The sequence below is a fragment of the Pseudomonas piscis genome (assembly GCF_009380155.1).
GTDB lineage: Bacteria > Pseudomonadota > Gammaproteobacteria > Pseudomonadales > Pseudomonadaceae > Aquipseudomonas > Aquipseudomonas piscis.
The window spans coordinates 1,256,077-1,282,372 of the sequence record NZ_WHUV01000002.1 but is presented as its reverse complement, the minus strand read 5'-3'; the positions used below and the strand labels follow the sequence as shown (position 1 = coordinate 1,282,372).

27 protein-coding genes are annotated in these 26,296 nt (G+C 63.6%); 14 read left to right on the top strand and 13 right to left on the bottom strand.

Annotated features, from left to right (window positions below; genetic code table 11):
* Position 1: 1 nt before the first annotated feature.
* The gene (locus GDH07_RS15715) at positions 2-637 is read right to left on the bottom strand and encodes a LysE family translocator (protein WP_031321526.1); all 636 of its coding nucleotides are present in this window, start codon (positions 635-637) and stop codon (positions 2-4) included.
* A 118-nt stretch (positions 638-755) separates the two neighbouring features.
* Between GDH07_RS15715 and GDH07_RS15710 the strand changes: the two genes are divergently transcribed.
* Positions 756-1,703 (top strand): LysR substrate-binding domain-containing protein, encoded by a 948-nt coding sequence (locus tag GDH07_RS15710; RefSeq protein ID WP_152898122.1) that lies wholly within the window; start codon positions 756-758, stop codon positions 1,701-1,703.
* 15 nt (positions 1,704-1,718) lie between these two features.
* Here the strand turns inward: GDH07_RS15710 and GDH07_RS15705 are convergent, their stop codons facing one another.
* Positions 1,719-2,213, bottom strand: a complete 495-nt coding sequence (locus GDH07_RS15705; protein WP_022643866.1) for a DUF1543 domain-containing protein — start codon at positions 2,211-2,213, stop codon at positions 1,719-1,721.
* A 94-nt stretch (positions 2,214-2,307) separates the two neighbouring features.
* Positions 2,308-3,426 (bottom strand): cytochrome P450 family protein, encoded by a 1,119-nt coding sequence (locus tag GDH07_RS15700; RefSeq protein ID WP_152898121.1) that lies wholly within the window; start codon positions 3,424-3,426, stop codon positions 2,308-2,310.
* A gap of 81 nt (positions 3,427-3,507) precedes the next feature.
* Here GDH07_RS15700 and GDH07_RS15695 point away from each other — a divergent pair, with 81 nt between their 5' ends.
* Positions 3,508-4,257: an ArsR/SmtB family transcription factor gene (locus tag GDH07_RS15695; RefSeq protein ID WP_152898120.1), complete on the top strand. Its 750-nt coding sequence runs from the start codon at positions 3,508-3,510 to the stop codon at positions 4,255-4,257.
* A gap of 43 nt (positions 4,258-4,300) precedes the next feature.
* Complete coding sequence (locus GDH07_RS15690) at positions 4,301-4,816, top strand: AAA family ATPase (protein ID WP_152898119.1); 516 nt, start codon at positions 4,301-4,303, stop codon at positions 4,814-4,816.
* 17 nt (positions 4,817-4,833) lie between these two features.
* Here the strand turns inward: GDH07_RS15690 and GDH07_RS15685 are convergent, their stop codons facing one another.
* The gene (locus GDH07_RS15685) at positions 4,834-5,631 is read right to left on the bottom strand and encodes an AraC family transcriptional regulator (RefSeq protein ID WP_022643870.1); all 798 of its coding nucleotides are present in this window, start codon (positions 5,629-5,631) and stop codon (positions 4,834-4,836) included.
* Between the two features lie 82 nt (positions 5,632-5,713).
* Positions 5,714-6,034, bottom strand: a complete 321-nt coding sequence (locus GDH07_RS15680) for a hypothetical protein (protein WP_152898118.1) — start codon at positions 6,032-6,034, stop codon at positions 5,714-5,716.
* 300 nt (positions 6,035-6,334) lie between these two features.
* Between GDH07_RS15680 and GDH07_RS15675 the strand changes: the two genes are divergently transcribed.
* The 7 genes from GDH07_RS15675 to GDH07_RS15645 all read left to right on the top strand — a co-directional run bounded on the left by GDH07_RS15675 (position 6,335) and on the right by GDH07_RS15645 (position 13,199).
* Positions 6,335-6,616 (top strand): metal-sensing transcriptional repressor, encoded by a 282-nt coding sequence (locus tag GDH07_RS15675; protein WP_425502111.1) that lies wholly within the window; start codon positions 6,335-6,337, stop codon positions 6,614-6,616.
* Between the two features lie 53 nt (positions 6,617-6,669).
* Positions 6,670-7,779 carry an S-(hydroxymethyl)glutathione dehydrogenase/class III alcohol dehydrogenase gene (locus GDH07_RS15670; protein ID WP_152898117.1) on the top strand — a complete coding sequence of 370 codons (1,110 nt, stop codon included), beginning with the start codon at positions 6,670-6,672 and terminating at the stop codon, positions 7,777-7,779.
* Between the two features lie 44 nt (positions 7,780-7,823).
* Positions 7,824-8,222, top strand: coding sequence for a VOC family protein (locus GDH07_RS15665; RefSeq protein ID WP_152898116.1), 399 nt, complete (start codon positions 7,824-7,826; stop codon positions 8,220-8,222).
* A 482-nt stretch (positions 8,223-8,704) separates the two neighbouring features.
* Entirely contained in the window at positions 8,705-9,538 is an 834-nt protein-coding gene (gene fghA / locus GDH07_RS15660; RefSeq protein ID WP_152898115.1) for an S-formylglutathione hydrolase, read from the top strand.
* A 19-nt stretch (positions 9,539-9,557) separates the two neighbouring features.
* The gene (locus GDH07_RS15655) at positions 9,558-10,862 is read left to right on the top strand and encodes an NAD(P)/FAD-dependent oxidoreductase (RefSeq protein ID WP_152898114.1); all 1,305 of its coding nucleotides are present in this window, start codon (positions 9,558-9,560) and stop codon (positions 10,860-10,862) included.
* Between the two features lie 423 nt (positions 10,863-11,285).
* Positions 11,286-11,561: a formaldehyde-responsive transcriptional repressor FrmR gene (gene frmR / locus GDH07_RS15650; protein ID WP_124346482.1), complete on the top strand. Its 276-nt coding sequence runs from the start codon at positions 11,286-11,288 to the stop codon at positions 11,559-11,561.
* A 300-nt stretch (positions 11,562-11,861) separates the two neighbouring features.
* A complete protein-coding gene (locus tag GDH07_RS15645; RefSeq protein ID WP_152898113.1) occupies positions 11,862-13,199 on the top strand; it encodes a DUF3422 family protein in 1,338 nt (445 codons plus the stop codon).
* 414 nt (positions 13,200-13,613) lie between these two features.
* Here the strand turns inward: GDH07_RS15645 and GDH07_RS15640 are convergent, their stop codons facing one another.
* Positions 13,614-13,958, bottom strand: a complete 345-nt coding sequence (locus GDH07_RS15640; RefSeq protein ID WP_152898112.1) for a hypothetical protein — start codon at positions 13,956-13,958, stop codon at positions 13,614-13,616.
* Positions 13,959-14,100: 142 nt separating this feature from the next.
* Between GDH07_RS15640 and GDH07_RS15635 the strand changes: the two genes are divergently transcribed.
* A complete protein-coding gene (locus tag GDH07_RS15635) occupies positions 14,101-15,036 on the top strand; it encodes a DMT family transporter (RefSeq protein ID WP_022643871.1) in 936 nt (311 codons plus the stop codon).
* A 9-nt stretch (positions 15,037-15,045) separates the two neighbouring features.
* Here GDH07_RS15635 and GDH07_RS15630 read toward each other — a convergent pair whose 3' ends face one another.
* Positions 15,046-15,693, bottom strand: a complete 648-nt coding sequence (locus GDH07_RS15630) for an SEL1-like repeat protein (RefSeq protein WP_152898111.1) — start codon at positions 15,691-15,693, stop codon at positions 15,046-15,048.
* A 173-nt stretch (positions 15,694-15,866) separates the two neighbouring features.
* Between GDH07_RS15630 and GDH07_RS15625 the strand changes: the two genes are divergently transcribed.
* Together GDH07_RS15625 and GDH07_RS15620 are read left to right on the top strand one after the other, a co-directional pair.
* Positions 15,867-17,087, top strand: coding sequence for a putative DNA modification/repair radical SAM protein (locus tag GDH07_RS15625; RefSeq protein ID WP_343038250.1), 1,221 nt, complete (start codon positions 15,867-15,869; stop codon positions 17,085-17,087).
* Positions 17,084-17,917 (top strand): TIGR03915 family putative DNA repair protein, encoded by an 834-nt coding sequence (locus tag GDH07_RS15620; protein WP_152898109.1) that lies wholly within the window; start codon positions 17,084-17,086, stop codon positions 17,915-17,917. The genes GDH07_RS15625 and GDH07_RS15620 overlap by 4 nt, the downstream gene beginning before the upstream one ends.
* Before the next feature lie 68 nt (positions 17,918-17,985).
* Here the strand turns inward: GDH07_RS15620 and GDH07_RS15615 are convergent, their stop codons facing one another.
* The 5 genes from GDH07_RS15615 to GDH07_RS15595 form a co-directional block, all read right to left on the bottom strand.
* Positions 17,986-19,005, bottom strand: a complete 1,020-nt coding sequence (locus GDH07_RS15615; RefSeq protein WP_022643880.1) for a branched-chain amino acid aminotransferase — start codon at positions 19,003-19,005, stop codon at positions 17,986-17,988.
* Positions 19,006-19,299: 294 nt separating this feature from the next.
* On the bottom strand, positions 19,300-20,691 hold the full coding sequence (lpdA, locus tag GDH07_RS15610) for a dihydrolipoyl dehydrogenase (protein WP_022643881.1): 1,392 nt from the start codon (positions 20,689-20,691) through the stop codon (positions 19,300-19,302).
* A gap of 3 nt (positions 20,692-20,694) precedes the next feature.
* Positions 20,695-21,993, bottom strand: a complete 1,299-nt coding sequence (locus GDH07_RS15605) for a dihydrolipoamide acetyltransferase family protein (protein ID WP_152898108.1) — start codon at positions 21,991-21,993, stop codon at positions 20,695-20,697.
* Positions 21,994-23,052 (bottom strand): alpha-ketoacid dehydrogenase subunit beta, encoded by a 1,059-nt coding sequence (locus GDH07_RS15600; RefSeq protein WP_022643883.1) that lies wholly within the window; start codon positions 23,050-23,052, stop codon positions 21,994-21,996. It abuts the gene before it with no gap.
* A gap of 1 nt (position 23,053) precedes the next feature.
* The gene (locus tag GDH07_RS15595) at positions 23,054-24,289 is read right to left on the bottom strand and encodes a 3-methyl-2-oxobutanoate dehydrogenase (2-methylpropanoyl-transferring) subunit alpha (protein WP_022643884.1); all 1,236 of its coding nucleotides are present in this window, start codon (positions 24,287-24,289) and stop codon (positions 23,054-23,056) included.
* Positions 24,290-24,485: 196 nt separating this feature from the next.
* Here GDH07_RS15595 and bkdR point away from each other — a divergent pair, with 196 nt between their 5' ends.
* Positions 24,486-24,974: a Bkd operon transcriptional regulator BkdR gene (gene bkdR / locus GDH07_RS15590; protein ID WP_022643885.1), complete on the top strand. Its 489-nt coding sequence runs from the start codon at positions 24,486-24,488 to the stop codon at positions 24,972-24,974.
* Positions 24,975-24,977: 3 nt separating this feature from the next.
* Here bkdR and GDH07_RS15585 read toward each other — a convergent pair whose 3' ends face one another.
* Positions 24,978-26,186, bottom strand: a complete 1,209-nt coding sequence (locus GDH07_RS15585; protein ID WP_053136049.1) for a cyclic di-GMP phosphodiesterase — start codon at positions 26,184-26,186, stop codon at positions 24,978-24,980.
* Positions 26,187-26,296 lie beyond the last annotated feature (110 nt).

Here is a 26,296-nt window from a genome sequence, read left to right as displayed (position 1 = left end):
CTCAGGCCGCCGGGCGCAGCAACTCCAGCACCGAATAGACCAGCCCCACCAGTGCCACGCCCAGCAGTACCAGGCTCGACAAGCCGGTGACCAGGCGCTTGTACTTCAGTGAGAAGCCTTGACGTGCGACGAGGATGTAGGCCCCCAGCACCGCGAAGTCGATCAGCGCCCAGACCAGGGTCAGCAGCAGGGCGCTGTGCTGCAGGGAGCGCCCGACCTGGATGAACTGGGGAAAGAACGAGACGAAGAAGATGATGTCCTTGGGGTTGCCGATCCCCACCAGGAAGCCGGTCGCCAGGCCCTGGCCACGGCGTCGTGGGCTAGCGGCCTCAGGTTCGCTGCCGGGCGCAGCGGCAGCTTCCCGCAGGCCCTGGAGCGCCAGCCAGCCGATGAAACAGCAGCCCAGCAGGCTGACCCAGCTGATCAGGCGCGGATCCAGGGACAGGCCGGTGGTCAGCATCAGCACCGCCACCAGGGCCAGCAGCAGCGAGGCCGCGTTGGTGCCCACGGCGGTCAGCAGCGCCTGGCGCGGGCCGGCGTTCATGCTGGTATTGATGATCAGCGCCACCACCGGTCCCGGGGTCGCCACCAGCATCAGCACGCTCAGCATGTAGACCAGCAACAACGACAGATTCAGCTCCACGGACCAGGCTCCCGGCAATTGACAGGCGCGCAGCTTGGGGGCTTTTGCCGGCGTTGAAAAACGCAAAAAGCTGTGACTTACTATGATTTTTTATCATGATGAGTGCCCGCCGATGGTCGAGTCCCTGCCGCCGCTCTATGCCTTGCGTGCGTTCGAAGTGGCCGCTCGTTCCAGCTCCTTCACCCGTGCGGCAGAGGAACTGTCCCTGACCCAGAGCGCCATCAGCCGGCATATCCGTACGCTGGAGAGCCAGTTCGGCTGCCGCCTGTTCGAGCGTCATGGGCCGCGGCTGGTACTGACCGACGTCGGCCAGCGCCTGGCCCGGGAGCTCAAGAGCGGCTTTCGGATCATCGAGGACGCCTGCCTGCCCCTGCGCGCCAACAGCGGCCAGCTGCGCCTGAAAGCGCCTTCGACCCTGACCATGCGCTGGCTGCTGCGGGTACTGGAGCAATTCAAGGGCGACTGCCCGGAACTGCCGGTGCAGTTGGCCAGCGTGTGGATGGATTTCGATCATGCGGACCTGCACGCCGAGCCCTACGACTGCGCGATCCTGCTGGGCAATGGCCACTTCGGGGTCGGGGTCGAGGCTTGCAAGCTGTTCGACGAGTGGCTGATCCCCATCGGTGCGCCGCAACCTGCGGATGCGCCGGCCTGGACCCTGGAGCGCCTGGCGCAGGCCGAGCTGATCCACCCTTCGGCGGATCGCCGCGACTGGCGCCGCTGGCTGCAGGCCCAGCCGGAGCAGGGCTTGGCACAGGCGCTGCGGTTGGACCGGGGTACGGTCTTCGACACCCTGGACCAGGCAATTTCCGCCGCCATGGCCGGGCACGGGCTGTCGGTGGGCGACCTGCACCTGGTGGCCGAGGACATTCGGCGTGGGCGGGTGGGGCTGCCGTTCCCCCGGGCAGTGGCCTCGGGAGACGGTTACTACCTGGTGTGGTTGCGCGGCAGCCTCCAGCAGGAGCGGATCGCGCGCTTGCGCCAGTACCTGCTGGAGCGGGTGGTGCCGATCGACGATCTGGCCCTGGATTATCTGGTGCCCGGCGCACCGCGAGCCTAGGCCGCCACTACGCGCCTAGCCGAGGATGATGTAGTCATTGTGCTGCGTTATGCCCCGGTGCGGGCCTGGCACCAGGTGCACGTAGCGTCCTTGCAACAGGTCGATCGGAAGGCAGTCGTCGACATCCAGCAGGGCATCGGTATGGGCCTTGTGCCAATGGGCGAGCATCTGCTGCTTGGCCTTGGCCTTGGCTTGCTGCTTGTCCGAGGCAACCACCAGCAAGTAGCGATGGGCTTCGCCGAAGGTGGCGCTCTCGTAGCCGCCCAGGTTGATGAAGAACAGCCGGGGCGCACCGGCCGCGGGGGCCAGGGGGCTGAGCTCGAGCTTGTAGCCTTCGACGCCATCGACCTGCATCCATGAGTCGATGTGCAGGCCGGCTGGGCTGCCGAACCAGCCCTCGCGTAGTTGCGGGTAGGTCGCTTCCAGGGAGTCGGCCACCACGAACTGGACGTCGTGGACCTCGATCTTCGCCTGGGGGTGCTTGCCCCCCAGCATCACTACAAACAGCATGGGCGTTCCTTGTTCCGGGATCGGTCGGGGTGCCGGGCACCGCGTGGGCCGCAGGTTTTACCGCAAGCCCGGGGCGCTGCCAAGGGTGCCTGGTTCAGCGGGTCGGCAATGCATCGTTGAACCACGGGATCCGACCATTGAGGGACGGCAGGTAGTGCCAGCGTAGCCGCAGCTCGGCCAGGGCCGGCGTGCCCAGCAGGGCCAGGAGCAGGCTGGCGACTATGTTCAGCGCCAGGCCCCGGCCCGGGCACTGGTGGCGGCCGGCGCCGAAACTCAAGTCCTGGTCCGGGGGCAGGGCCGGGTCGTGGTTGGCCGCAGCCAGCAGCACCAGCAGCGTGTCGCCGGGTTGTAGCGCTACTCCGGCCAGGGTGCAGGGCTCGGCCACGAAACGCCGGGTGTTGTGCACCGGTGGGTCGAGCTTCTGTTGTTGGCGCAACCAGGTGCCGAGCTGCGCCGGGTCGTGGCGCAGGCGCTGGGCCAGCGCCGGTTGGTCGAGCAAGGCCAGCAGGGCATTGCCGAACAGCCCGGCACAGGCGTCATGGGCCTGGACCAGCAAACCCACCAGGTTGGCCCGCAGGTCTGCCGGGTCCAGGCTCCCTTGCTGTTGCCGGATCGCTTGCAGCAGCGGTCCGGGAGCATCGGTGTGCAACAGGGCCTGCATCTGCTGGTCCAGGTAATGCGCTGCCTGATGGGCGGCCTGGCGCTGGGACGCATCGCCCAGGGGCGACAGCCCGGCCACCAGCTCGCCGGTGCGCCGGGCGATCTCGGGTTGTTGGGCTGTCGCCACGCCGAACGAGCCGGCAACCATCGCCACTGGCAGTTGGAATTGCCAGCGGCGCACTCCGGCGGCGTCGCTCGGCGTATCCAGCGGTGGCCGCCGGTGTTCCAGGGCAAGCATCAGGTCGATGCCGGCCATGGCCCGCAGGCCCGGCTCGATGGTGGCGCGGGGGCGGCTGTGGCGGGGGCCGTCGTTCATTCGCATCAGGCGCGCGAACAGCGCTGCGGCGGGACCGTTCGCCAGCGCCGCCGGCACTGGTTCGTAAAGGGGCCGCACCCGGCAGGCCGGATGTTCGAGGGCCGCCGTCACGGCCTCGGCGCTGCTGGCGATCCATAGCCCGAGCCCGGCGTCGTAGGCCAGGCCGGACCCGGCCCGTAGTGCGGCATAGCAATGCCGGTAGGGGTCGGGATGGGTGATAGTGCTGATCAAGTCCATGATTTATCTCTGTGTGAGCCAAGCGTGTCGGTTGCTACTATCCTCAGCCTTCCGAAGGCATGATTCGTCAGGGAGCGAAATATGAATGCTGAGCAGAACGACCGCGGCGTGTCCCAGGTGGCGGCCGCCATCGCCGAACCGGCCCGCACTCGCATGCTGTGTGCCTTGATGGACGGCCATGCGCGCACCAGCACCGAGTTGGCGGCCATCGCCGAGGTCAGTACCTCCACGGCCAGCGTGCATTTGGCCAAGCTCAAGGACGCGGGCCTGCTGCGGGTCCAGGTCCAGGGCCGGCACCGCTACTACGGCCTTGGCGATCCGCTGGTAGCCCGGGCCCTGGAGGCGCTGATGGTGATCGGCCAGGGCCGCGAGCAGCGCTTCAGCCCGCGCACCCCGGATCGTCTGCAGTTCGCCCGGACCTGCTACGACCACCTGGCGGGCACCTTGGGCGTGCAGTTGCACGACCGCTTGTTCGAGGCCGGTTGGCTGCTGGAGGATGGGGATGGCTACCGGGTCAGCGACAGTGGAAGTGAATTCTTCCGTGGGCTGGACATCGATGTCGTTGCGTTGGCCGGTCTGCGTAGGCGCTTCGCCTGCGGTTGCCTGGACTGGAGCGTGCGTCGTCCGCACCTGGGCGGCGCTTTGGGCGCGGCCTTGCTGCAAGCCCTGGTGCAGCGCAAATGGCTGGTCCGCGACCTGGACAGCCGCGCCCTCGCCCTGACCGGTACTGGTGGGCGAGCCATCAGCAAACGTTTCGGCCTGGCCCTGATCCAGCCGGCCCGGCCGCTCTCGGCCTCGGCCAGCCTGGAGCTGCAAGGCCTCGGTGGCTGAACGGCACATGACGACCTGTACCCGTAATCAGGAGAAGCGCCCCATGCTCATCGTGTTCGGCGGTTTGCCTGGCACTGGCAAGACCACCATCGCCCGCACCCTCGCTCCACGCCTGGGTGCCACCTACCTGCGGATCGACAGCATCGAACAGGGCCTGCGTGATGCCGGCCTGGTGCAGGTTGGCAGTGCGGGCTATCAGATCGCCTTGCAACTGGCCGAGGCCAACCTGGCCCTGGGCAACCGGGTGCTGGCCGACTGCGTCAACCCGGTGGCCGAGAGCCGTGCGGCCTGGCAAGCCCTGGCGCGAAAGCTGGAGGTCGATTTGCTGGAAATCGAAGTGGTGTGCTCCGACCGTGACCAGCACCGACGCCGGGTCGAGGACCGGTGCTCGGATGTCCCGGGTCTTTCGCCCCCGAGCTGGCAATCGGTACTGGCCCACGACTACCAGGCCTGGGACCGACCGCGACTGGTGCTGGACACTGCGCGGCTGGCGCCGGAGCAAGCGGTGCAGCGGATGCTCGCGCAGTTGCCTGGCGCGCTCCTGCCGCCGGTTCGCTGAAGCACAGGTGACGGGGTTCAGCCCCGGCCCATGCACTGCCGGCGGTATTCGTCCGGGGTGGTGCCCATCATCCGCCGGAACATGCTGATGAAGGCCGAGGCGCTGCTGTAGCCCAGGTCCAGGCCGATGGTCTCCACAGTCTGGCCGCGTTCCAGCAAGGCCAGGGCCTGGACCACCTTCAGCCGCTGGCGCCATTCGAGCAGCGACATGCCCAGCTCCTTCTGGCTGCGGCGCACCAGGGTGCGCTCGCTGGTATTGGCGGCATGGGCCAGTTCGCCCAGGGAGCGCGGGTCCCCGGGGTTGGCCTTGAGCATGTGCAGCACCGGGCCCAGCAGCGGATCATCGGAGGAGGGCAAGTAACTGCCGGCGCAGGACGCCTGGCCGAGTTTGTCCACCAGCACTTGCAGCAGGCGCTGTTGCTCCGGGCTTTGCGGCAGGCCGGGCGGGTCTTGGCGCAGGTCGTCCAGCAGCGCCAGCACCAGCGGGCTGAGGCTCAGGGCACAATGCCGCGCAGGCAGGGCGCCGCACAGCTCCGGGCTCAGGTACAGCGAGCAGTGGCAGGCCTCCTGGTGGTTGAAACCCACATGCTCGACATTCGGTGGCAACCAGATGCCGTACTGCGGCGGCGCCAGGTAATGGTGGTCGTCCAGTTCGATTTCCATCACCCCGCTGTAGGCATAGACGAACTCGCCCCAGGCATGGCTATGCCGGGGGTAGGTGGCGTGGGCCGGCAGGTTGGCCGTGCGAAAGAACACCGGCGCCGGCAGGTCCTGGCTGAACGGTGGCAGGTGCAGGTGTTGCGCGGCTTTGGGCATGGCGGCACCGGTGGGTGGACAAGCAAAAGGGGGTAGGTGCGAATCCTACACGACCCCACTAGATTCATCGCTGGAGGTGGTGTCAGAAAAGGCGGTGGTCAGGGGCCAGTCCGTTCGTCTTGCTGCCGTTTGGAGCCGGAACTTCACTTCGTAGACTGCGAGAAAGCGGCGAGCGCTTTTTTAGTGCATCACGTTCCCTGGTGACCTGCGATAACTGCTGATCTAGGCGACGAAGCTTCGCACTCTCGTCGCGCTGCTTACTGGTGCCCGCAAAGGCATCGTCACCGTTGGTCTGGATCATGTGGCTTGAGTTGCCAGCCGAAGTCGGGGACCAAGTTTGTTGGCTGGCCGCCAGGTGTTTGTCTTCATCTTTCGAACCCTGGGCCTGTACCTGACTTTCCAAGGCCGCCCTCGACGCGTCGTCCACACTGGCGAACGCTAAAGGGGCGGCAGCTTCTTCATCTGCTACATCTGGACCCCACCTAGGGGAAGCCAACTTTCCGACGTATGGATCACACGCTTTTAGCGAGAGTCTGCTGCTCGTGCGGGGGCTGCTGGCTAGAGATTTACTGTTGTTTCCTGGTGCTGAAAAAGGCGTGCTGGCACTGAGCAGGAGGCACGATGCACAGGCGAATAAATAATTTCGCTTTCCTATTTATACTATAGGGGGGTATAGTATTTTCACTTCAGCGGTAAAGGGAGAGTGCCAGTGCCCCGTTGCCCTGGAGAGAAGGAGAGGGCTCTTGGCCGAGCTAGAGTCATTAGCGGGCAGATCACTGCTCTGGAGCAGGATTTAGAGTCGGATCCGACATGTGTCGCGGTTCTGCAGCAGCTGGCAGCAGTGCGTGGCGCGATCAACGGTCTGATGGCGACCGTTCTGGAAAGCCATCTACGGGAGGAGTTTCCTGACAGAGGAGCGAAGAGCGACTCGCAGAGACACTCCATTGACGAAAGCATCTCCATCGTTCGGTCGTATCTCCGGTAGCTAAGCCCAGGCGGATTGGTTCCGGAGACTCACTTAGATAAGGAAGTGAAATTATGAAATCACGTGCAGCTGTTGCCTTCGGGCCAGGAAAACCACTCGAAATCGTCGAGATTGACGTCGAGCCACCACGCAAGGGTGAAGTGCTTGTCAGGATTACCCACACCGGTGTCTGCCACACCGATGCGTTCACTCTGTCGGGCGATGATCCTGAGGGCCTCTTCCCGGTCGTGCTGGGTCATGAAGGCGCGGGCATTGTTGTTGAGGTGGGTGAAGGCGTTACGAGTGTGAAACCAGGGGATCATGTTATCCCGCTGTACACCGCTGAGTGTGGCGAGTGCCTGTTCTGCAAGTCGGGCAAGACCAACCTGTGCGTATCCGTGCGCGCCACTCAAGGCAAAGGCTTGATGCCTGATGGCACTACCCGTTTCTCGTACAACGGCCAGCCGCTGTTCCACTACATGGGTTGCTCGACCTTCAGTGAATACACCGTCGTTGCTGAGGTGTCGCTGGCCAAGATCAACCCGGATGCCAATCCGGAACATGTCTGCCTGCTGGGTTGTGGCGTGACCACCGGTATCGGTGCGGTGCACAACACGGCCAAGGTACAGCCGGGTGACTCGGTGGCGGTGTTCGGCCTCGGCGGTATCGGTCTTGCTGCCATCCAAGGCGCACGCCAAGCCAAGGCGGGCCGCATCATCGCCATCGATACCAACCCGGCGAAGTTCGAGCTGGCACGCAACTTCGGTGCTACGGAGTGCATCAACCCCAAGGACTACGAAAAGCCGATTCACGAAGTGCTCATCGAAATGACCGGCTGGGGTGTCGACCACACCTTCGAATGCATCGGTAACGTCAATGTCATGCGTTCGGCGCTTGAGGCCGCCCACCGCGGCTGGGGGCAATCGATCGTCATCGGCGTTGCCGGTGCCGGCAAGGAAATCTCGACCCGTCCGTTCCAGTTGGTCACTGGCCGGACCTGGAAAGGCTCCGCTTTTGGCGGCGTAAAGGGGCGTACCCAACTTCCAGGCATGGTGGAAGACGCGATGAAAGGGGAGATCGACCTGGCGCCCTTCGTCACCCACACCATGGGGCTCGACGAAATCAACGATGCGTTCGACCTGATGCACGAAGGCAAGTCGATTCGCACCGTTATTCACTACTGATCACTACCTGATCGTTCAACACTCAAAATCAAGGAAACACTTTAATGGCTACTCCAGTAATTTCCGGTAACGACATCTTCTCCCACGTCTTCTTCGGTGCCTCCGATATCCAGAAGTCGTCCGCGTTCTACGACGCGGCTCTGGGTGCCCTCGGCATCAAGAACCTGGGCCCATTCGGTAACGATTGGGTGCTGTACGGTCGCGACAAGCCTGCTTTCATCATCGCTCGTCCGGGCAATGGTGCAGCACCTTCCAGCAACGGTGTGACTGTGGGCTTCGCCGCCGCCACCCCTGCCGAGGTGGATGCGTTCCACGCTGCTGGTCTGGCCGCCGGCGGTACCGACGAAGGTCAACCTGGTCCACGTGGCCACCTGCCGGGTGCCTATGCGGCCTACCTGCGTGACCCGGCCGGTAACAAGGTCTGCGCCTACGCGTTTGTCTGAAACCTGGGAGGCAAGGGGTCGTCTTGAAAGGAGTGGTTCCGTCACGACGATCTCATCTTCCACCTTGGCCGCGAACGTTGTTGGCATGCCCTTCATGCCATGCCGTTCGCGGCACTTTTAGCCCACGCCAGGCGCAGCGCGTTGTGTCTCGCCTTCACGGCAAAGGGCTATCGGTGAACGCCCCTGGATTGAGCGTTCGCCACTTGATGACAGAAGCACAGCATTCAACGCAGGCCAGTGGACGGCGTCGACTATGAGGTCGTCACGGTAACGGTTCACTGGGTTGCATATTTCATTGCTTTTACATCGAAGACGTCATCTGGCCTTTGTGGTGGGGTGGCGCCTGGGTTTGTAGCAGCGATCCTCATGCCAGTGGCAACACTGGAAACCTGCTTGGTGGTGCGCAAGGTGGTCTTGATCGGGACGACGAGTCGTCTTGCAAGGCGGCTGGGCACTGCTTCTTTGAGAACTGGAGAACATCCATGGAACGCATTGAACATCGCGCCAGCTTCGAGGGTTGGCAGGACGTTTATCAGCATGAGTCGACTGTGCTTGGCTGCACGATGAAGTTCGGTATCTATCTTCCTCCCCAGGCCGAGCATCAAGATTGCCCGGTTCTGTACTGGCTCTCTGGGCTGACCTGCACCGAGCAGAACTTCATCACCAAGGCGGCGGTACAGCGTTATGCCGCACGGCAGGGGATCATTGTCGTCGCCCCCGATACCAGCCCCCGCGGGGAGAGCGTCGCCGACGATGCGGCCTACGACTTGGGTCAAGGGGCAGGGTTTTATGTGAACGCCACGGAGTTGCCGTGGAGCGATCACTATCAGATGTATTCCTATGTGGTGGACGAACTCCCCACGCTGATTGAGGCGAACTTCCCTGCATCGTCAAGGCGCAGCATCAGCGGGCACTCCATGGGAGGCCATGGCGCCTTGGTCATTGCTCTTCGTAACCCCGGTCGCTACGCCAGTGTTTCTGCGTTTTCGCCGATCGTGGCCCCCACGCAAGTGCCCTGGGGCCAGAAGGCCCTGGCGGCCTATCTAGGCGAGAAGAACCATGATCGCTGGAAACAGTACGACACCGTCGAGCTGATCGGTTCGGCGCAGGAACGCTTGCCGTTGCTGGTCGATCAGGGGTTGAGCGACGAGTTTCTTGAGCAGCAACTACGACCGGAGCTGCTGCGGGCCGCCTGTGAACAGGCGGGACACCCGTTGACCCTCAATCTGCGGCCCGGTCATGACCATAGCTACTACTTTATTTCGACCTACCTGGGCGAACACATGGCCCATCACGCGGCTGCGTTGAATCGCTGAATACTGAGGAGCCCTGATGATGAAAAAGACTACTGACAAACGGCATCATGTTGTTGTCGTTGGTGCAGGTTTCGGTGGGTTGGACGTTGTCAACGGATTCTCCGGAGCCGATGTCGATATCACGATCATCGATCGCCGTAACTACCATCTGTTCCAGCCCTTGTTGTATCAGGTAGCCGGAGCGTCGCTCTCGACCTCTGAAATCGCCTGGCCAATTCGCCACTTGTTCCGTAATCGCCAGAATGTGCAGACGCTCATGGCGGAGGTACAGGGTGTGGATGCCGATGCGCGGCAAGTCATTCTCGATAACGGCTCGACCGTCGGCTACGACACGCTGGTGCTGGCGACGGGGGCGACCCATGCCTACTTCGGTCGCGACGAGTGGGAGCCCCATGCCCCAGGCCTGAAGACCCTGGAGGACGCAACCACGATACGCGGGCGGATTCTCGGCGCGTTCGAGCAAGCCGAGCGCTCCACCAATCCGGCGGAACGCACTGCGCTGCAGACATTCGTGATCATTGGTGGCGGGCCGACGGGCGTCGAGTTGGCGGGGACTATCGCGGAACTGGCGAAAGACACGTTGGCACGTGATTTTAGATCCATCGATCCTCGCACTACACGCGTTGTGCTTATCGAGGCCGGCACTCGTCTGCTTCCCGTGTTTCCAGAGAAACTCTCGGAATACACCCGGCGAGCGCTGGAAAAGCTCGGGGTGGAGGTCGCGCTCGGGGCTCCTGTGACCGATTGCTCCAGCGAGGGGGTAATCGTCGCAGGCAAACAGTTGGCAGCCAGGACCATTGTCTGGGCGGCCGGGGTACAGGCTTCGCCAGCGGCTCGTTGGTTGAACGCTGAGTCGGATCGTGCCGGGAGAGTGTTGGTAACGCCGGACCTGAGCGTGCCGAGGCGGCCAGAGATCTTCGTGATCGGAGATACCGCAGCGTCAGCGATGCCCAATGGCAAGTACGTGCCGGGGATTGCGCCTGCCGCCAAGCAGCAAGGCAAGTATGTGGCCAATCTGGTCAAGCGTCGGTTGAAAGGCAAAAGCGTTGATGAGCCTTTCAAGTACAAGCACCAGGGCAACCTTGCCACCATCGGTCGCAGCCTGGCAGTTATTGACATGGGGCGTATCAGGTTGCGTGGGGCAATCGCTTGGTGGATCTGGAAACTGGCGCACATCTACTTCCTGATTGGCGTGCGCAATCGACTGAGTGTCGCGCTGAGCTGGGTATGGAATCACAGCGTCGGTTATCGTGGCTCGCGCCTGATCATGCGGCCCAGTGAACCTGTCCGGCAGGCACCGTACAAGCCCGTTTCGATGGATTGACAGCCTGCGCGCTCATCGTTCTCTAAAGCTGCTCAATCTCGGCACTCAAACATTCTTGCGTCCTCTGGCCGCCGTCAAACGCAGAAAACGCTCGGAATGAGGTGCCCGGTGATGACCTCTGGCCTCGTAGGTCCTGAATATTTCCTTGGTCGGGGTCATTGGTGGGAGAGGCGCGTGTTCAATTCCGCAGAATGCCTCGGCAAACTGCCGAAGATTGTCGCGTCCGACAACGTCGGATAGAGATAAGGGGCGAGCGGTGAGAGGAGCTTGTTCGTCAACAACTGGATACGTTGATGCGTTTCGAGGGGAAATTCGACTAGCATGGATGACGCTCGTTCTGAGTGACGAATTTCAACCAGTTGCACGATTTATACTGCACGGGAGTATAGTATGATTCCTGCACGTAACCCTTGAAGGTGTTCGATGCCCCACAACCCTCGCGAGAAAAAACAAGCACTGACCCGTGTGCGACGTATCAAAGGCCAGGTGGGCGCCCTGGAGCAAGCGCTTGATGATGGTGCCGAATGTGCTGCAATTCTTCAGCAGTTGGCGGCTGTCCGAGGCGCAGTGAACGGTTTGATGGCGGCGATCCTGGAAAGCTATCTGCGAGAAGAGTTCCCGCACTCCGAGGATCGCAGTGACACGCAGAGGCAGACGATCGACGACACGATCTCCATCGTGCGGTCCTATCTCCGATAGCCATAGCTGTTTTCGGAGAGTTGAAGGCGCACATTTCCAGGCGTGGAAGCCACGACGCAGGGTGAGAACGACCTGTCATCTTTTTTCTGTTCTCGCCATTTGAATTCGTTGCACTGAGACGAATCGGCTCGCTTGGTTTTAACGACGCGGTAACAGGCATTGAATCCACAGCGCGGTTTTTCCTGCCTAACCTCAGGGAGTGGCCGTGTGTGTTGCTGTGCTTGTGCCACCTGCCCTTGGTCATGCCAGGGGCCAAGTGCGAAGCACGTTATCCTTCAACCCATGAGACATGAGGCTGTCATGAAACCGCCGCTCCTCTGCGATACCCCTCCTGGAACCACTGCTCTTGCGGCGGTGTACGGAATGCCTGCCCATGCCGACCGCGCTCTGGCCGTGGACGAAGTGCATGCACGTCCGCACCTGCTCATCCAGGCACCAAGGGGCTTGTTGCAATTGGCCTTCATGACAGAGGGCGACCCCGCCAAGGATCAAGCGGCGCTGACCGAGCTGTCTCGGCGCTTTGGTATTGCAGAAACCGACAACTTTTCGCGCCTTCACGGCTTGGCTTGGGAAGAAGGTGACTTGCACTGCGAAAAGCACACAGAGTTCTCGACCTATCTGTGGAGCGCTGTGCTCGATCCAGAGACGGGAGCTCCCTGTGGAGAGAATCCCTTCAAGCGTGGCTTCGTCCCGCCAGGCCCAGTCATGTCCGGTATTCGACTGAATGTGTTGCCATGGACCGAGACGACCGAACAGGAGGTTGATCGTTTCGACCCGGTCAGCCTCTGCTATTCGGTGGTGGAGAACGGTACGGCCGCCATTGTGACTGACTTCCGGCAGGACGCGAATGGCCTGACGAACATACTTGTTCTTGACCGTGGCCTGACCCAGGCCCGGGCTGGGGCGCTTGCCCAGCGCTTGCTGGAGATCGAGACCTACCGAACCCTGGCATTGCTAGCGCTGCCGATGACACGTTCGATGGCTGTGGACCTACGGCGCATGGAGTCGCAGCTTGCCGTCATCACTGACGAGATGCGCACCGGAAAAGGCGCACGCCGGGACAACGATGTCTTGCTGGGTGAACTTACCTCGCTGGCGGCGGAGCTGGAGGCCGGTGTGGCGGCTAACCTCTATCGTTTCGGTGCCAGCCGGGCCTACTACGAGATCGTCGAGGAGCGGCTGCATGCACTGGCGGAGGAGTCCGTCGCGGGCTACTGCACCTGGCGCGACTTCCTGAATCGGCGCATTGCCCCGGCGATGCGCACTTGTCAGTCGGTCAAGGAGCGCCAGGCCAAGCTTTCCGACAAGCTGACGCGTGCCATTGCATTGCTGCGGTCGTGGATCGACGTTGAGCTCGAGCGCCAGAACCGGGATCTCCTGGAGTCAATGAACAACCGTGCCAAGCTGCAACTGCGCCTGCAGCAAACCGTCGAGGGTTTGTCGGTCGCAGCCATCTCCTATTACGTTGTCAGCCTACTGGCGTATCTGCTCAAAGGTATTCCTGGCGTACACGACAAGGTTGCGCCCGAACTGGTGGTCGCTGGCCTGGTACCTGTGGTCGTTCTGGCTATCTGGTGGACTGTCCGGCGAATCAGGCATGCCCATGGTGACCCGGCAGGGGAAGACAAGGCTTCTTGAATTGATTGGCTCAAGGGCTGATCAAGACTCAGTGACTATCCCCTGCGAAACCTCACCTTACCGCGTAGAGGCCCAGCTTGCTGGGCCTTCAACTATCAGCTTGGCAGTGAGAATGGCCCAGTGCCGGATACGTTCGTCGTCGCCCTGGCTACCGACGAAGTAGGGACAGGGGCTTGGTCACCGCTCAAGAAAAATAGACTGACAGTGGTCAAGGCCTAGTCGAACGTTCAACTGTTCTTTTTATGGGGATTTATGACGGCTTAGGGTCGATTGTATAAATTTCCCGATTTTCATTATCGCTTCATTCGCTTCGGGGATCTAAAGCCGACACTGGCTTGTAGTGTCGGCTTCAGACTTATAACCGCTGAACCAGAAACAAACCTGCCAAACAGTTCGGGTGCGGTTGCCGGAGCCTCACTCTTTCACAAAGCGCTTGGCCTTGTGGAACATGCGAAAGTCGTCGAACTTCTGGCCGTAGATAAATGGCACGTAGGCGTCCGGGTTCTCCAGGGTGTCGAACCATGGGACAACCCACGACGATTCGCCCTGGGAGTAGCAGGCCTTGCCAACCGAGACTACCGGGATGCTGTCCAGCGGGTCGAACTCGTTACCGGTCAGTTTCAGTGTGGCGGTGCCTTCACGGCGAACGCGGTAGTTTTCCATGTTCTTCATGCAGGTGAGGATCACCTTATCCTGCAGGCCGATGCCTTTCACATGGGGGCTGGCCTTCAGCTCGAAGTCCAGGCCTTCGTCGCTCACCGGGCCCAGGTCTTCACCGAACTCAGCGCTGACCTCGGCGCAGTTGTCTTTAACTCGCTATGACTTGGCGTAGGCGAGCTATATCTAGCAATTCTGTCAGGCGGACAATAGCCCACCTGACTCATTCACCCAAGGAACCATCATGGCTGTACGCCAACCCCTCGATGCCACGGCTTGCAGCCTGATGGTCGGCCTCTGTGCCGTCTGGGGCCTGCAACAGGTGGCGCTCAAGGCCACCGCCCAGGACATCGCGCCGATCATGCAGATCGCCCTGCGTTCCGCTGGCGCCGCGTTGCTGGTGGGGCTGCTGATGCTCTGGCGCGGTGAGCGCCTGGGGCTGCGCGAAGGCCACTGGCGCCCCGGCCTGGTGGTGGGCGCGCTGTTCGCCCTGGAGTTCCTGCTGGTGGGCGAGGGCCTGCGCCATACCAGTGCTTCGCACATGGCGATCTTCCTTTATACCGCGCCGATCTTCGCCGCCCTGGGCCTGCATTGGCGGCTGCCCGCCGAGCGTCTCAAGTCGATGCAATGGCTGGGGATCGGCGTGGCGTTCGCCGGTATTGTCGTGGCCTTTAGCGGGCCTTCGTCCCAGGGCGCCGGGAGCAATGCATTGCTGGGGGATTTCCTCGGCCTGCTGGGCGGTGCCGCCTGGGGCGCGACCACGGTGGTGGTGCGCTGTTCACGCCTGGCTTCGAGCCCCACCACCCGGACCTTGCAGTACCAGTTGCTGGGTGCCTGTGTCTGGTTGGGATTGGCGGCCTGGCTGTCCGGACAAACGTCCATCCATTTCACTCCGCTGGTCATCACCAGCCTGGGTTTCCAGGTGCTGGTGGTGTCCTTCGCCAGCTTCCTGATCTGGTTTGGCCTGTTGCGCCGCTACCTGGCTTCGCGCCTGGGGGTGCTGTCGTTCATGACGCCGCTGTTCGGCATCGGTTTTGGCGTGTGGCTGCTGCACGAGCCCCTGGAACCGAGCTTCATCTTCGGCGCAGCACTGGTGCTGGCGGGCATCGTGCTGGTCAGCGGTTATGAATGGCTGCGCCAGCGCCTGGGCCATGGCCCGCGGCGGGCCCTGGACTCTTGAGGCGGTGCCTCAGGGCTTGGGCGCCGCGAGCTTGTCCTGGATCTTCTGCTGGAGCTGGATGGCGGCGGTGCAGGCCGGGTCCTCGGTACCGTGCTTGTTGCAGGACCTGCCCAGCACCTTGAGGGCCTTGGTGTTGTCTGTCGTGGTGCCGATGCCTTGGCTCAAGTTGAAACCGTACATGGTGCAGGCCCAGGGGTCGTTCGTCTCGCAGGCCTTGGCGTAGGTCTTGGTCACGCACTGGCGCACGGATTCGTCGTCGGGGGTGGCCACGTACATCCCGGCCGCACGGTTGGTGCAGCCGGAGACCACGCCCAGGCTGCAGGCTCGCTGGAACAGCGGCTCATAACCCATGGCCGGGCCCTTGGCCTTTTGCACGTTGATGCCCAGCCAGTAGCAGTCATTGCCATCGCCGCGCTTGCAGCTTTGCAGGCAGCCTTCCATCTGCCCGGGCTCGCTGCAGCGGTCGGGCTCTGTCGGCGCCTCCTTTCGTGGCACCAGCGTCGCCGGGCATTGCCGGGCCAGGCTCTGCCATTGCGGTTGCGCCAGAACCTGGGTCGACACGGCTTCGGCCGGGGTTGCAGGGGCTGGTGCGGCAAGGGCCTGCCAGGCCGGCAGCAGGGTCATGGCGAGTAGCCAGGGGAAGTAGAAGGGGCGCATGGACAATCCTTTAGCGGCATGGATAAGCGCGCGTATCTTAAGGACTTTTACCCACCAGGCCAGGGTTTTATCCCAAGCGGCCAGGGATATTTCTGTGACGCTGGTCAGACGCCCCCTTGAAGTGCCGGGGGCGAACTCTGTACTGTATATAAAAACAGTATATGGGTCCGGCCGTGCAACTGATCGACAAGCTGGGCATCCTCGCCGATGCCGCCAAGTACGATGCTTCCTGCGCCAGCAGTGGCGCCCCCAAGCGCAGCTCCCAGGGCAAGGAAGGGCTGGGCTCGACCAACGGCATGGGCATCTGCCATAGCTACACGCCGGACGGGCGCTGCGTCTCGTTGCTGAAGATCCTCCTGACCAACTTCTGCCTCTACGACTGCCAGTATTGCGTCAACCGCCGTTCCAGCGATGTGCCGCGGGCCCGCTTCACCCCCGAGGAAGTGGTGCGCCTGACCCTGGACTTTTACCGGCGCAATTGCGTCAGCGGGCTGTTCCTCAGTTCCGGGATCATCCGCTCGGCGGACTACACCATGGAACAACTAGTGCAAGTGGCCAGGCTCTTGCGCGAGGAACACGAGTTCCGTGGCTACATCCACCTCAAGACCATCCCCGATGCCGACCCCGCGTTGATCGAGCAGGCCGGGCGCTATGCCGATCGCCTGAGCGTGAATGTCGAGCTGCCCACCGACCAGGGCCTCAAGACCCTGGCCCCGGAGAAGCAGCTGGGTTCGATCAAGCAGGCCATGCGCACCATCCACACCTGCGAGCAGACGGTGCTCAACGAGCCCCGGGCACCGCGTTTCGCCCCGGCCGGGCAGAGCACGCAGATGATCGTCGGCGCCGACGACACCGATGACAGCACCATCTTGCATAGCGCCGAGGCCCTGTACGGCAACTTCCGCCTGCGCCGGGTCTACTACTCGGCCTTCAGCCCGATCCCCAACAGCCCGAAGAGCGTGCCCCTGGCCGCGCCGCCGCTGATGCGCGAGCACCGCCTGTACCAGGCCGACTTCCTGTTGCGCGGTTATGGCTTCAGCGCCAATGAACTGTTCAAGGGACCGGGGCACCTGGCCCTGGACATCGACCCCAAGCTGGCCTGGGCCCTGGAGAACCGCAGCCTGTTTCCCCTGGACCTGAACCGCGCCGAGCCAGCGTTGATCGCGCGTATCCCGGGCATCGGCCTGCGCACGACCCAGCGCCTGGTGGAGCTGCGCCGGGAGCGGCGCATCCGCTTCGAGGACCTGGCGCGCATGCGGTGCGTGCTGGGCAAGGCCAAGCCGTTCCTGATCACCAGCGACTATCACCCGCGCCAGGCCGAGACCAGCAGCGCGCAGCTCTATCAGCAACTGCGTGATCGCCCGCAACCGCAGCAGATGGGGTTGTGGGGATGATCGACCTGGACTGCCACGAGTCGTTCGACACCTGGCGCGAGCAGGCCCGGCGCTTGCTCAGCCATGGCATCGACCCCAGCCAGGTCAGTTGGTCCGGCGCCCGTGAGCCCGACCTGTTCGGCCGGCCGCAGGACTATCCGCAGCAACCCGGGCCATTCCAGGCACGCATTCCCCTGGCGCTGCTGGGGCTGTTGCAGCGGGCGGCGAGCTATCGTGGCGAGCAGCGCTGGAGCCTGTTGTACGAGGTGCTGTGGCGGGTCAGCCATGGTGACCGCACCGCCATGCTCAGCGGCGACCCCTTGGGCAGCGAGTTGCAACGGCGCATTCGCCAGGTGGATCGCGAGGCTCATCACTTGCACGCCTTCGTGCGTTTTATCGCGGTGCCGCCCGGACGTTCGGCCCTGGCCGAGCAGCCGCAGTTCGTAGCCTGGCATGAGCCGGCCCACGACATCCTGGCCAGCGCCAGCGAGCATTTCATCGGACGCATGGGGCGCCAGCGCTGGATGATCGCCACACCCCGCGATGGGGTGTATTTCGATGGCGTGCAACTGCATCACCAGCGCCAGTGCCCCGGTGCCTGGCAGCAGTTGGCCCAGGGCATGGAAGACCCCGGGGGCGAGCTGTGGTTGACCTACTACAGCCATATCTTCAACCCGGCGCGGCTCAATCCCAAGGTCATGCAGGGGCACTTGCCGGCCCGGTTCTGGAAGCACTTGCCGGAGGGGCCGTTGATCCCCGCGTTGATCGCCCAGGCCCGCCACGGCAAGCAGCGCGACGGCCAGGCCAGCCAGGTGGCGGTGCGGCCGGGCAAGCGCATCGGCAGCAACTGAGCCAAGCGCTGGACAATAAAAAGCCCGCCGCTGGCAAGCAGGGGCGGGCTCGGGTGAAGCGGGGTAGGTCAGACCTTGACGATCCAGCCGGCCGGAGCCTCGACTTCGCCGGTCTGCACACCAGTCAGCTCCTTGTAGAGCTTTTGGGTGATCGGACCGACTTCTTTTTCGCTGTAGAACACGTGCAGCTTGTTCTGGTACTCGATGCCGCCGATCGGGGTGATCACCGCGGCGGTACCGCAGGCACCGGCTTCCTTGAAGTCGCCGAGCTTGTCGATGAACACGTCGCCCTCGACCACTTCCAGGCCCAGGCGGCTCTTGGCCAGTTCGATCAGCGACAGGCGGGTGATCCCCGGCAGTACCGATGGCGAGTTCGGGGTCACGAACTTGTCGTCATGGGTGATCCCGAAGAAGTTGGCCGAGCCGACTTCCTCGATCTTGCTGTGGGTCAGCGGGTCCAGGTAGATGCAGTCGGCGAAGCTGGCCTTCTTGGCCTGGGAGCCGGGCATCAGGCTGGCGGCGTAGTTGCCACCGACCTTGGCCGCGCCGGTGCCCTGTGGCGCTGCACGGTCATAGCTGGAGATCAGGAAGTTGTGCGGGGTCAGGCCGCCCTTGAAGTAGGCACCGACCGGAATGGCGAAGATCGAGAAGATGAACTCGGGTGCGGTGCGCACGCCGATGTTGTCGCCCACGCCGATCACGAACGGGCGCAGGTACAGCGCGCCGCCGGTGCCGTAGGGCGGGATGAAGCGTTCGTTGGCCTTGACCACGGCCTTGCACGCTTCGATGAATTGTTCGGTCGGTACTTGCGGCATCAGCAGGCGAGCACAGCTGCGCTGCATGCGAGCGGCGTTCTGGTCCGGACGGAACAGGTTGATCGAACCGTCCTTGCAGCGGTAGGCCTTGAGGCCCTCGAAGCACTGCTGGCCATAGTGCAGGGCGGTGGAGCCCTCGCTGATGTGCAGCACGTTGTCTTCGGTCAGGGTGCCTGCGTCCCACTCGCCATTGCGCCAGTACGACAGATAGCGCTTGTCTGTCTTGATGTAGTCAAAACCCAGCTTGTCCCAATTGATGCTTTCGTTACCCATGACACCCTCTATCTCTTAACAACCGTCGGAACGGCTCAAGGCTTCTGACGTTTTTATTGGATGGGCACAACAATACTGCATTCCGGGGGCAGGCCGCACCCCGGACGATGGGAGGGGGAGCAAAAAAACTTAGCCTGCTCATGAACCCTCCCGCCACCCCACGGATAGCGACCTGCCTTGCATCTTTTTTGTAGGAGCGAAGCGTGCTCGCGATGACATCGGCGCAGACGGTTCGACATCTTTGGCGTACCTGCTGGCCTTATTGCGGGCAGCCTCACTCCTACGCTCTGGTGGTTACATGTGCAGCGCGTGGCCCAGGGCCCGCAATGCGGCTTCCTGGACCGCTTCGCCCAGGGTCGGGTGGGCGTGGATGGTGCCGCCGATGTCTTCCAGGCGCGCGCCCATCTCCAGGGATTGGCCGAAGGCCGTGGACAGTTCGGAAACTCCCACGCCCACCGCTTGCCAGCCGAGCACCAGGTGGTTGTCACGCCGTGCCACCACCCGCACGAAGCCACCCTTGGATTCCAGGGTCATGGCCCGGCCGTTGGCGGCGAACGGGAAGCTGGCGACGATGCAGTCCAGGCCGGCGGCCTTGGCTTCGTCCGGCGTCTTGCCGACCACCACCACTTCCGGGTCGGTGAAGCACACCGCCGGGATCGCCGCCGGGGTGAACTCCCGGCGCTTGCCGGCGATCAGCTCGGCCACCATCTCGCCCTGGGCCATGGCCCGGTGGGCCAGCATCGGCTCGCCGCTCAGGTCGCCGATGGCCCAGACGTTGCGCATGCTGGTCTGGCAGCGCGCGTCGATCTTGACTGCCGAGCCGTTCATTTCCAGGTTCAGCGCTTCCAGGTTCCAGCCCTGGGTGTTGGGCTTGCGGCCCACCGCCACCAGCACCTGGTCGGTTGCCAGGTCCAGGGTGTCGCCGTTGGGCTCGCGTACCTGCAGGCTGCTGGTGCCGGCGTCGAAGCCCAGCACGCTGTGCTTGAGGTAGAGCTTGATCCCCAGTTGCTTGACCGATTCCAGCACCGGTTGGGTCAGCTCGGCGTCATAGGCCGGCAGGATGCGCTCCTGGGCCTCGACCACGCTGACGTCCACCCCCAGCTTGCGGTAGGCGATGCCCAGCTCCAGGCCGATGTAGCCACCGCCGACCACGGCCAGGCGCTTGGGCAGGACCTTGGGCGCCAGGGCCTCGGTGGAGGAGATGATCGGCCCGCCGAGGGGCAGCATCGGCAGGTTGACGCTCTTGGAACCGGTGGCCAGCAGCAGGTGCTCGCACTGGATACGGGTATCGGCGCCGTCGATTTCCACGGTCTTGCCGTCGATCACCCGGGCCCAGCCATGGATCACCTGGACCTTGTTCTTTTTCAGCAGGGCCGCGACCCCGGTGGTCAGGCGGTCGACGATGCCGTCCTTCCATTCCACGCTCTTGCCGATGTTCAGGGTCGGCGCCGCCACCTCGATGCCCAGGGCCGAGCCCTGGCTGTGGTGGCGGGTCTGGTGGAACTGTTCAGCTACGTGGATCAGCGCCTTGGACGGGATGCAGCCGATGTTCAGGCAGGTGCCGCCCAGAGACTGGCCTTCCACCAGGATGGTGGAGATGCCCAGCTGGCCGGCGCGGATCGCTGCTACATAGCCGCCAGGGCCGCCGCCGATGATCAGCAGTTGGGTGTTGAGAGTCTGTTGCATGTCTTACTCCACAAACAGCGTGGCGGGTTGTTCGAGCAGGCCGCGGATGGCCTGGATGAATTGCGCGGCGTCCATGCCGTCGACCACCCGGTGATCGAAGGAGCTGGAGAGGTTCATCATCTTGCGGATCACGATCTGGCCCTTGATCACCATGGGCCGCTCGACGATCTTGTTGACCCCGACGATGGCCACTTCCGGCAGGTTCAGCACCGGCGTGCTGACGATCCCGCCCAGGGCGCCGAGGCTGGTGAGGGTGATGGTCGAGCCGGACAGCTCCTCACGCGCGGCCTTGCCGGCGCGGGCGGCCTTGGCCAGGCGCACGATCTCCTCGGCGTTGCCCCACAGGCTGCGGGCCTCGGCGTGGCGTACCACCGGTACCATCAGGCCAACGTCGCTCTGGGTGGCGACCCCGACGTGCACCGCGCCGTGGCGGGTGACGACCTGGGCTTCATCGTCGTAGCGGGCGTTGATCTGCGGGAAGTCGCGCAGGGCCACGACCATCGCCCGTACCAGGAACGGCAGCAGGGTCAGCTTGCCGCGGGTGGCGCCATGCTTCTCATTGAGGTGGATGCGCAGTTCTTCCAGGGCGGTGACGTCCACTTCCTCGACATAGCTGAAGTGCGCGGCACGGTGCTTGGATTCCTGCATGCGCTGGGCGATCTTGCGACGCATGCCGATCACCTGGATCTGCTCTTCGTCGTGGCGCTCGGCATAACCGGCAGATGGCGCCGAATGTCCGTGCGCCGCCTGGGTGCCCTGGGCCAGGTAGGCGTCCAGGTCTTCATGCAGGACGCGCCCGGCAGGGCCGCTGCCTTGTACCAGGCGCAGCTGGATGCCCAGGTCCAGGGCATGCTTGCGCACCGCCGGCGAGGCCAGTGGGCGCTCGTTGGCGTCCCGGGCGACCGGAGCCTGGGCCGGACGGCTGGCGGCGGCCTGGCAGGCGGGAGCCGGTTTTTCCACTTGAGGTGCGGCGGCCACCGGCGCGGCGGCGGGTTTTTCCGCGGCGGCTGGCGCCTTGCTCGGCGTCGGCAACTGATCGGAGTCCTTGAGGTTGCCTGCGCCCTCGACCTCGATGCTGATCAGGATGCTGCCCACCGCCATCACTTCACCCGGCTTGCCGCCCAGGGCCAGCACTTTGCCGTGGACCGGGGAGGGGATGTCGACCATGGCCTTGTCGGTCATCACGTCTGCCAGTACCTGGTCTTCGACCACCAGGTCGCCGACCTTCACGTGCCACTGCGACAGTTCTACTTCTGCGATGCCTTCGCCGATGTCCGGCATCTTGATAACGTGCGTGCCCATTCAGACCTCCATGACCCGTTGCAGCGCCGCGCCCACTCGGGACGGCCCTGGGAAATATGCCCACTCCTGCGCGTGGGGATACGGCGTATCCCAACCAGTGACGCGCTCGATCGGGGCCTCCAGGTGATGGAAGCAATGCTCTTGCACCAGCGACACCAGTTCGGCGCCGAAACCGCAGGTGCGGGTGGCCTCGTGCACCACCACGCAACGGCCGGTCTTCTGCACCGACTTGACGATGGTGTCCAGGTCCAGCGGCCACAGGCTGCGCAGGTCGATGACCTCGGCGTCGATGCCGGTTTCCTCGGCCGCCACTTGCGAGACATAGACCGTGGTGCCGTAGGTCAGCACGGTGACGTCCTTGCCCGGGCGGGCGATGGCTGCCACGTCCAGCGGGACCTTGTAGTAGCCGTCCGGAACCTGGGCCGAAGGGTGCTTGGACCAAGGGGTCACAGGGCGGTCGTGGTGGCCGTCGAACGGGCCGTTGTACAGGCGCTTGGGCTCCAGGAAGATCACCGGGTCATCGTTCTCGATGGAGGCGATCAGCAGGCCCTTGGCGTCGTAGGGGTTGGACGGCATCACGGTACGCAGGCCGCAGACCTGGGTGAACACCGCCTCGATGCTCTGGCTGTGGGTCTGGCCGCCATAGATGCCGCCGCCACACGGCATGCGCATGGTCAGTGGCGCGGTGAACTGGCCGGCGGAGCGATAACGCAGGCGCGCGGCTTCGGAGATGATCTGGTCGGTGGCCGGGTAGACATAGTCGGCGAACTGGATTTCCGCCACCGGCCGCAGGCCATAGGCGCCCATGCCGACGGCGGTGCCGATGATGCCGCTTTCCGAGATCGGTGCGTCGAACACCCGCGAGGTGCCGTACTTGGCCTGCAGGCCCTCGGTGCAGCGGAACACGCCGCCGAAGTAGCCCACGTCCTGGCCGAACACCACGACGTTGTCGTCACGCTCGAGCATCACATCCATGGCCGAGCGCAGGGCCTGGATCATGGTCATGGTGGTGGTGGTCATGGCGGTGTCCAGCTGGATATTGTTGTTGTGATCGTTCATCTCAAACCCCCAGTTGCTGGCGTTGGCGTTTCAGGTGCTCGGGCATGTCCTTGTAGACATCCTCGAACATGGTCGCGGCGCTGGGGATCTGGCCGCCGGCGAGGGTGCCGAACTGCTCGGCTTCCTTCTGCGCGGCGATGACCTGGGCTTCGAGTTCGGCGCTGAGTGCGGCGTGTTCCTCTTCGGACCAGTGGCCGAGCTTGATCAGGTGCTGCTTGAGGCGAGCGATCGGGTCGCCGAGCGGGAAGTGGCTCCAGTCGTCGGCCGGCCGGTACTTGGACGGATCGTCGGAGGTGGAGTGCGGGCCGGCACGGTAGGTGACCCACTCGATCAGGGTCGGGCCGAGGTTGCGGCGGGCGCGTTCGGCGGCCCAGCGCGAGGCGGCGTACACGGCGATGAAGTCGTTGCCGTCGACCCGCAGCGAGGCGATGCCGCAACCCACGCCGCGTCCGGCGAAGGTGGTGGCTTCACCACCGGCGATGGCCTGGAAGGTGGAGATCGCCCACTGGTTGTTGACCACGTTGAGGATCACCGGCGCCCGGTAGACGTGGGCGAAGGTCAGGGCGGTGTGGAAGTCCGATTCGGCGGTGGCGCCGTCGCCGATCCAGGCCGAGGCGATCTTGGTATCGCCCTTGATCGCCGAGGCCATGCCCCAGCCCACGCCCTGCACGAACTGGGTCGCCAGGTTGCCGGAGATGGTGAAGAACCCGGATTCTTTCACCGAGTACATGATCGGCAGCTGACGCCCCTTGAGCGGGTCGCGCTCGTTGGACAGCAGTTGGCAGATCATGTCCACCAGCGGCACGTCGCGGGCCATCAGGATGCTTTGCTGGCGATAGGTGGGGAAGCACATGTCGTCGACATTCAGGGCCAGCGCCTGGGCGCTGCCGATGGCTTCCTCGCCGAGGCTCTGCATATAGAACGACATCTTCTTCTGGCGCTGGGCGACCACCATGCGGTTGTCGAAGATGCGGGTCTTGAGCATGGCCCGCATGCCCTGGCGGAGGATCTCCACAGGCACGTCTTCGGCCCATTCGCCCAGGGCGTTGCCCTGGTCATCGAGTACACGGATCAGGCCACGGGAGAGGTCGGCGGTATCGGCGGGTTCTACATCGATCGGGGGTTTGCGCACCAGGCCGGCGTCGTTCAGGCGCAGGTAGGTGAAGTCGGTCTTGCAGCCGGGACGGCCCGATGGTTCGGGAACGTGCAGGCGTAGCGGTGCATACGCTGGGGTCATGGCTTTCTACGCTCGATCTTGTGGATTTCTTGTATTTGGGCGCGCTAGCTGACAGTCCTTCCCTGGGTAAGGGAAATCTTGTCCTACAAACATCATAGGCCGGGAGAAGGAGAATATTTATCTCTGTTTCGTTGCACAGAAAGTCATTTGCAGATAAAAAATCTCTATAAACATAAAAACAAGGTTGTTTTATCTCATGCGTAAACTGGACCGTACCGATATCGGCATTCTCAACAGCCTGCAAGAGAACGCTCGCATCACCAACGCCGACCTGGCCCGCTCGGTGAACCTTTCTCCAACACCCTGCTTCAATCGGGTCCGGGCCATGGAGGACCTGGGGCTGATCCGCGAGCAGGTGACCCTGCTGGACGCCGATCTCCTGGGCCTGCATGTCAACGTGTTCATCCACGTCAGCCTGGAGAAACAGGTGGAAGAGGCCCTGCAGCATTTCGAAGAGGCCATTTCCGATCGTCCGGAAGTGATGGAGTGCTACCTGATGGCCGGCGACCCGGACTACCTGATCCGCGTGCTGGTGCCCAGCATCCAGGCCCTGGAGCGCTTCATGATGGACTTCTTGACCAAGGTGCCGGGGGTGGCCAACATCCGCTCCAGCTTCGCCCTCAAGCAGGTGCGCTACAAGACCGCGCTGCCGCTGCCGGCCAATGGCCTGACCCTGGGTACCTGATGCTCAGGCCGGCACTTCCCGCCACAACCTGTCGAGCTCCTTGAAGTCCCAGTTGCCCGGGGCTTCGCGGCCGACGATGCGCTCCTGGCCCTGGACCCGGGCCAGGTCCACCACGCTCTGCTCCAGCGGCAGGTTGGAGCGGGTAGAGAAGAACACCTTGACCTTGGGCAGCAGCAAGGTCTCGGGGTGCTGCTCCAGCACCACTGCCAGGCGCCCGCTCTCCAGCCGCACCAGGGAACCCACCGGGTAGATCCCGACACTCTTGACGAAGGCCTGGAACACCCGCTGGTCGAAGTGGCCGGTCCAGGTGGACATGCGCTGGATCGCCTCGGCCGGGTCCCAGCCACGGTTGTAGGGACGGTTGGAGGTCACCGCGTCGTACACATCGCACACCGCGCCCATCTGCGCGAACAGGCTGATCTGCTCGCCCTTGAGGCGGTGCGGGTAACCCGAGCCGTCGGCCTTTTCATGGTGGTGCAGGCACACATCCAGTACCAGGGCATCCACGTCGGGGCTCTGGCGCAGGATTGCGCCCCCGGCCTCGGGGTGCAGCTTGACCTGCTCGAACTCGTTGTCCGAGAGTTTCTGCGGTTTGTTGAGGATGGCGTCGGGGATGGTCAGCTTGCCCACGTCGTGCAGCAACCCGGCGACCCCGGCAAGTTGTACGAGGGGCGCCGACAGGCCCAGCTGGCGCGCGGTGGCCAGCATCAACGCGCAGACCGCCACCGAATGCATGTAGGTGTAGTCGTCGGCGTTCTTCAAGCGCGCCAGGCTGATCAGTGCATGGGGATGGCGCAGCAGCGAGTCGGTGATCTGGCCCACCAGGTCGCTGGCTTGTTGCATCGCCACCACCTGGCCCAGCCGCACTTCCTGGAACATGTCCATCACCGCCTGGCGCGAGTGGATGCAGACCTTCAGCGCCCGCTGCATTTCCTCGCCCATGCTGGCCCGTGGCGCCGGGACTGCGGGGGCCGGTGTGGCGGTCGTCGCATCGGCGCTGGCCGCCGGCGGAGCAGGGGGTTCGGGCAGGTCGCGGCCTTTGCTGGGGTCGATCCACAGGCCGTTCAGGTTCGAGCGCTGCAAGCGCCGCAGGTCTTCGTGGTTGTCCAGGAGAAAGCCGGCCTTCCAGAACGAATGGTCCAGCCAGGAACCCGAGAAACGCTGGATGTACATGCCCAAGCGCAGTTGTTGCACCGAGATCAGTTTCAGCATGACCAGTACTCCCCTCAGGGCGCTTGAATCTCATCGCTCCGGCGATTGTCCGGCAACGGCCGGAGCGATGAACTGCGAACCACACAAGCCTTGTCCCACCTCGTTGCGCA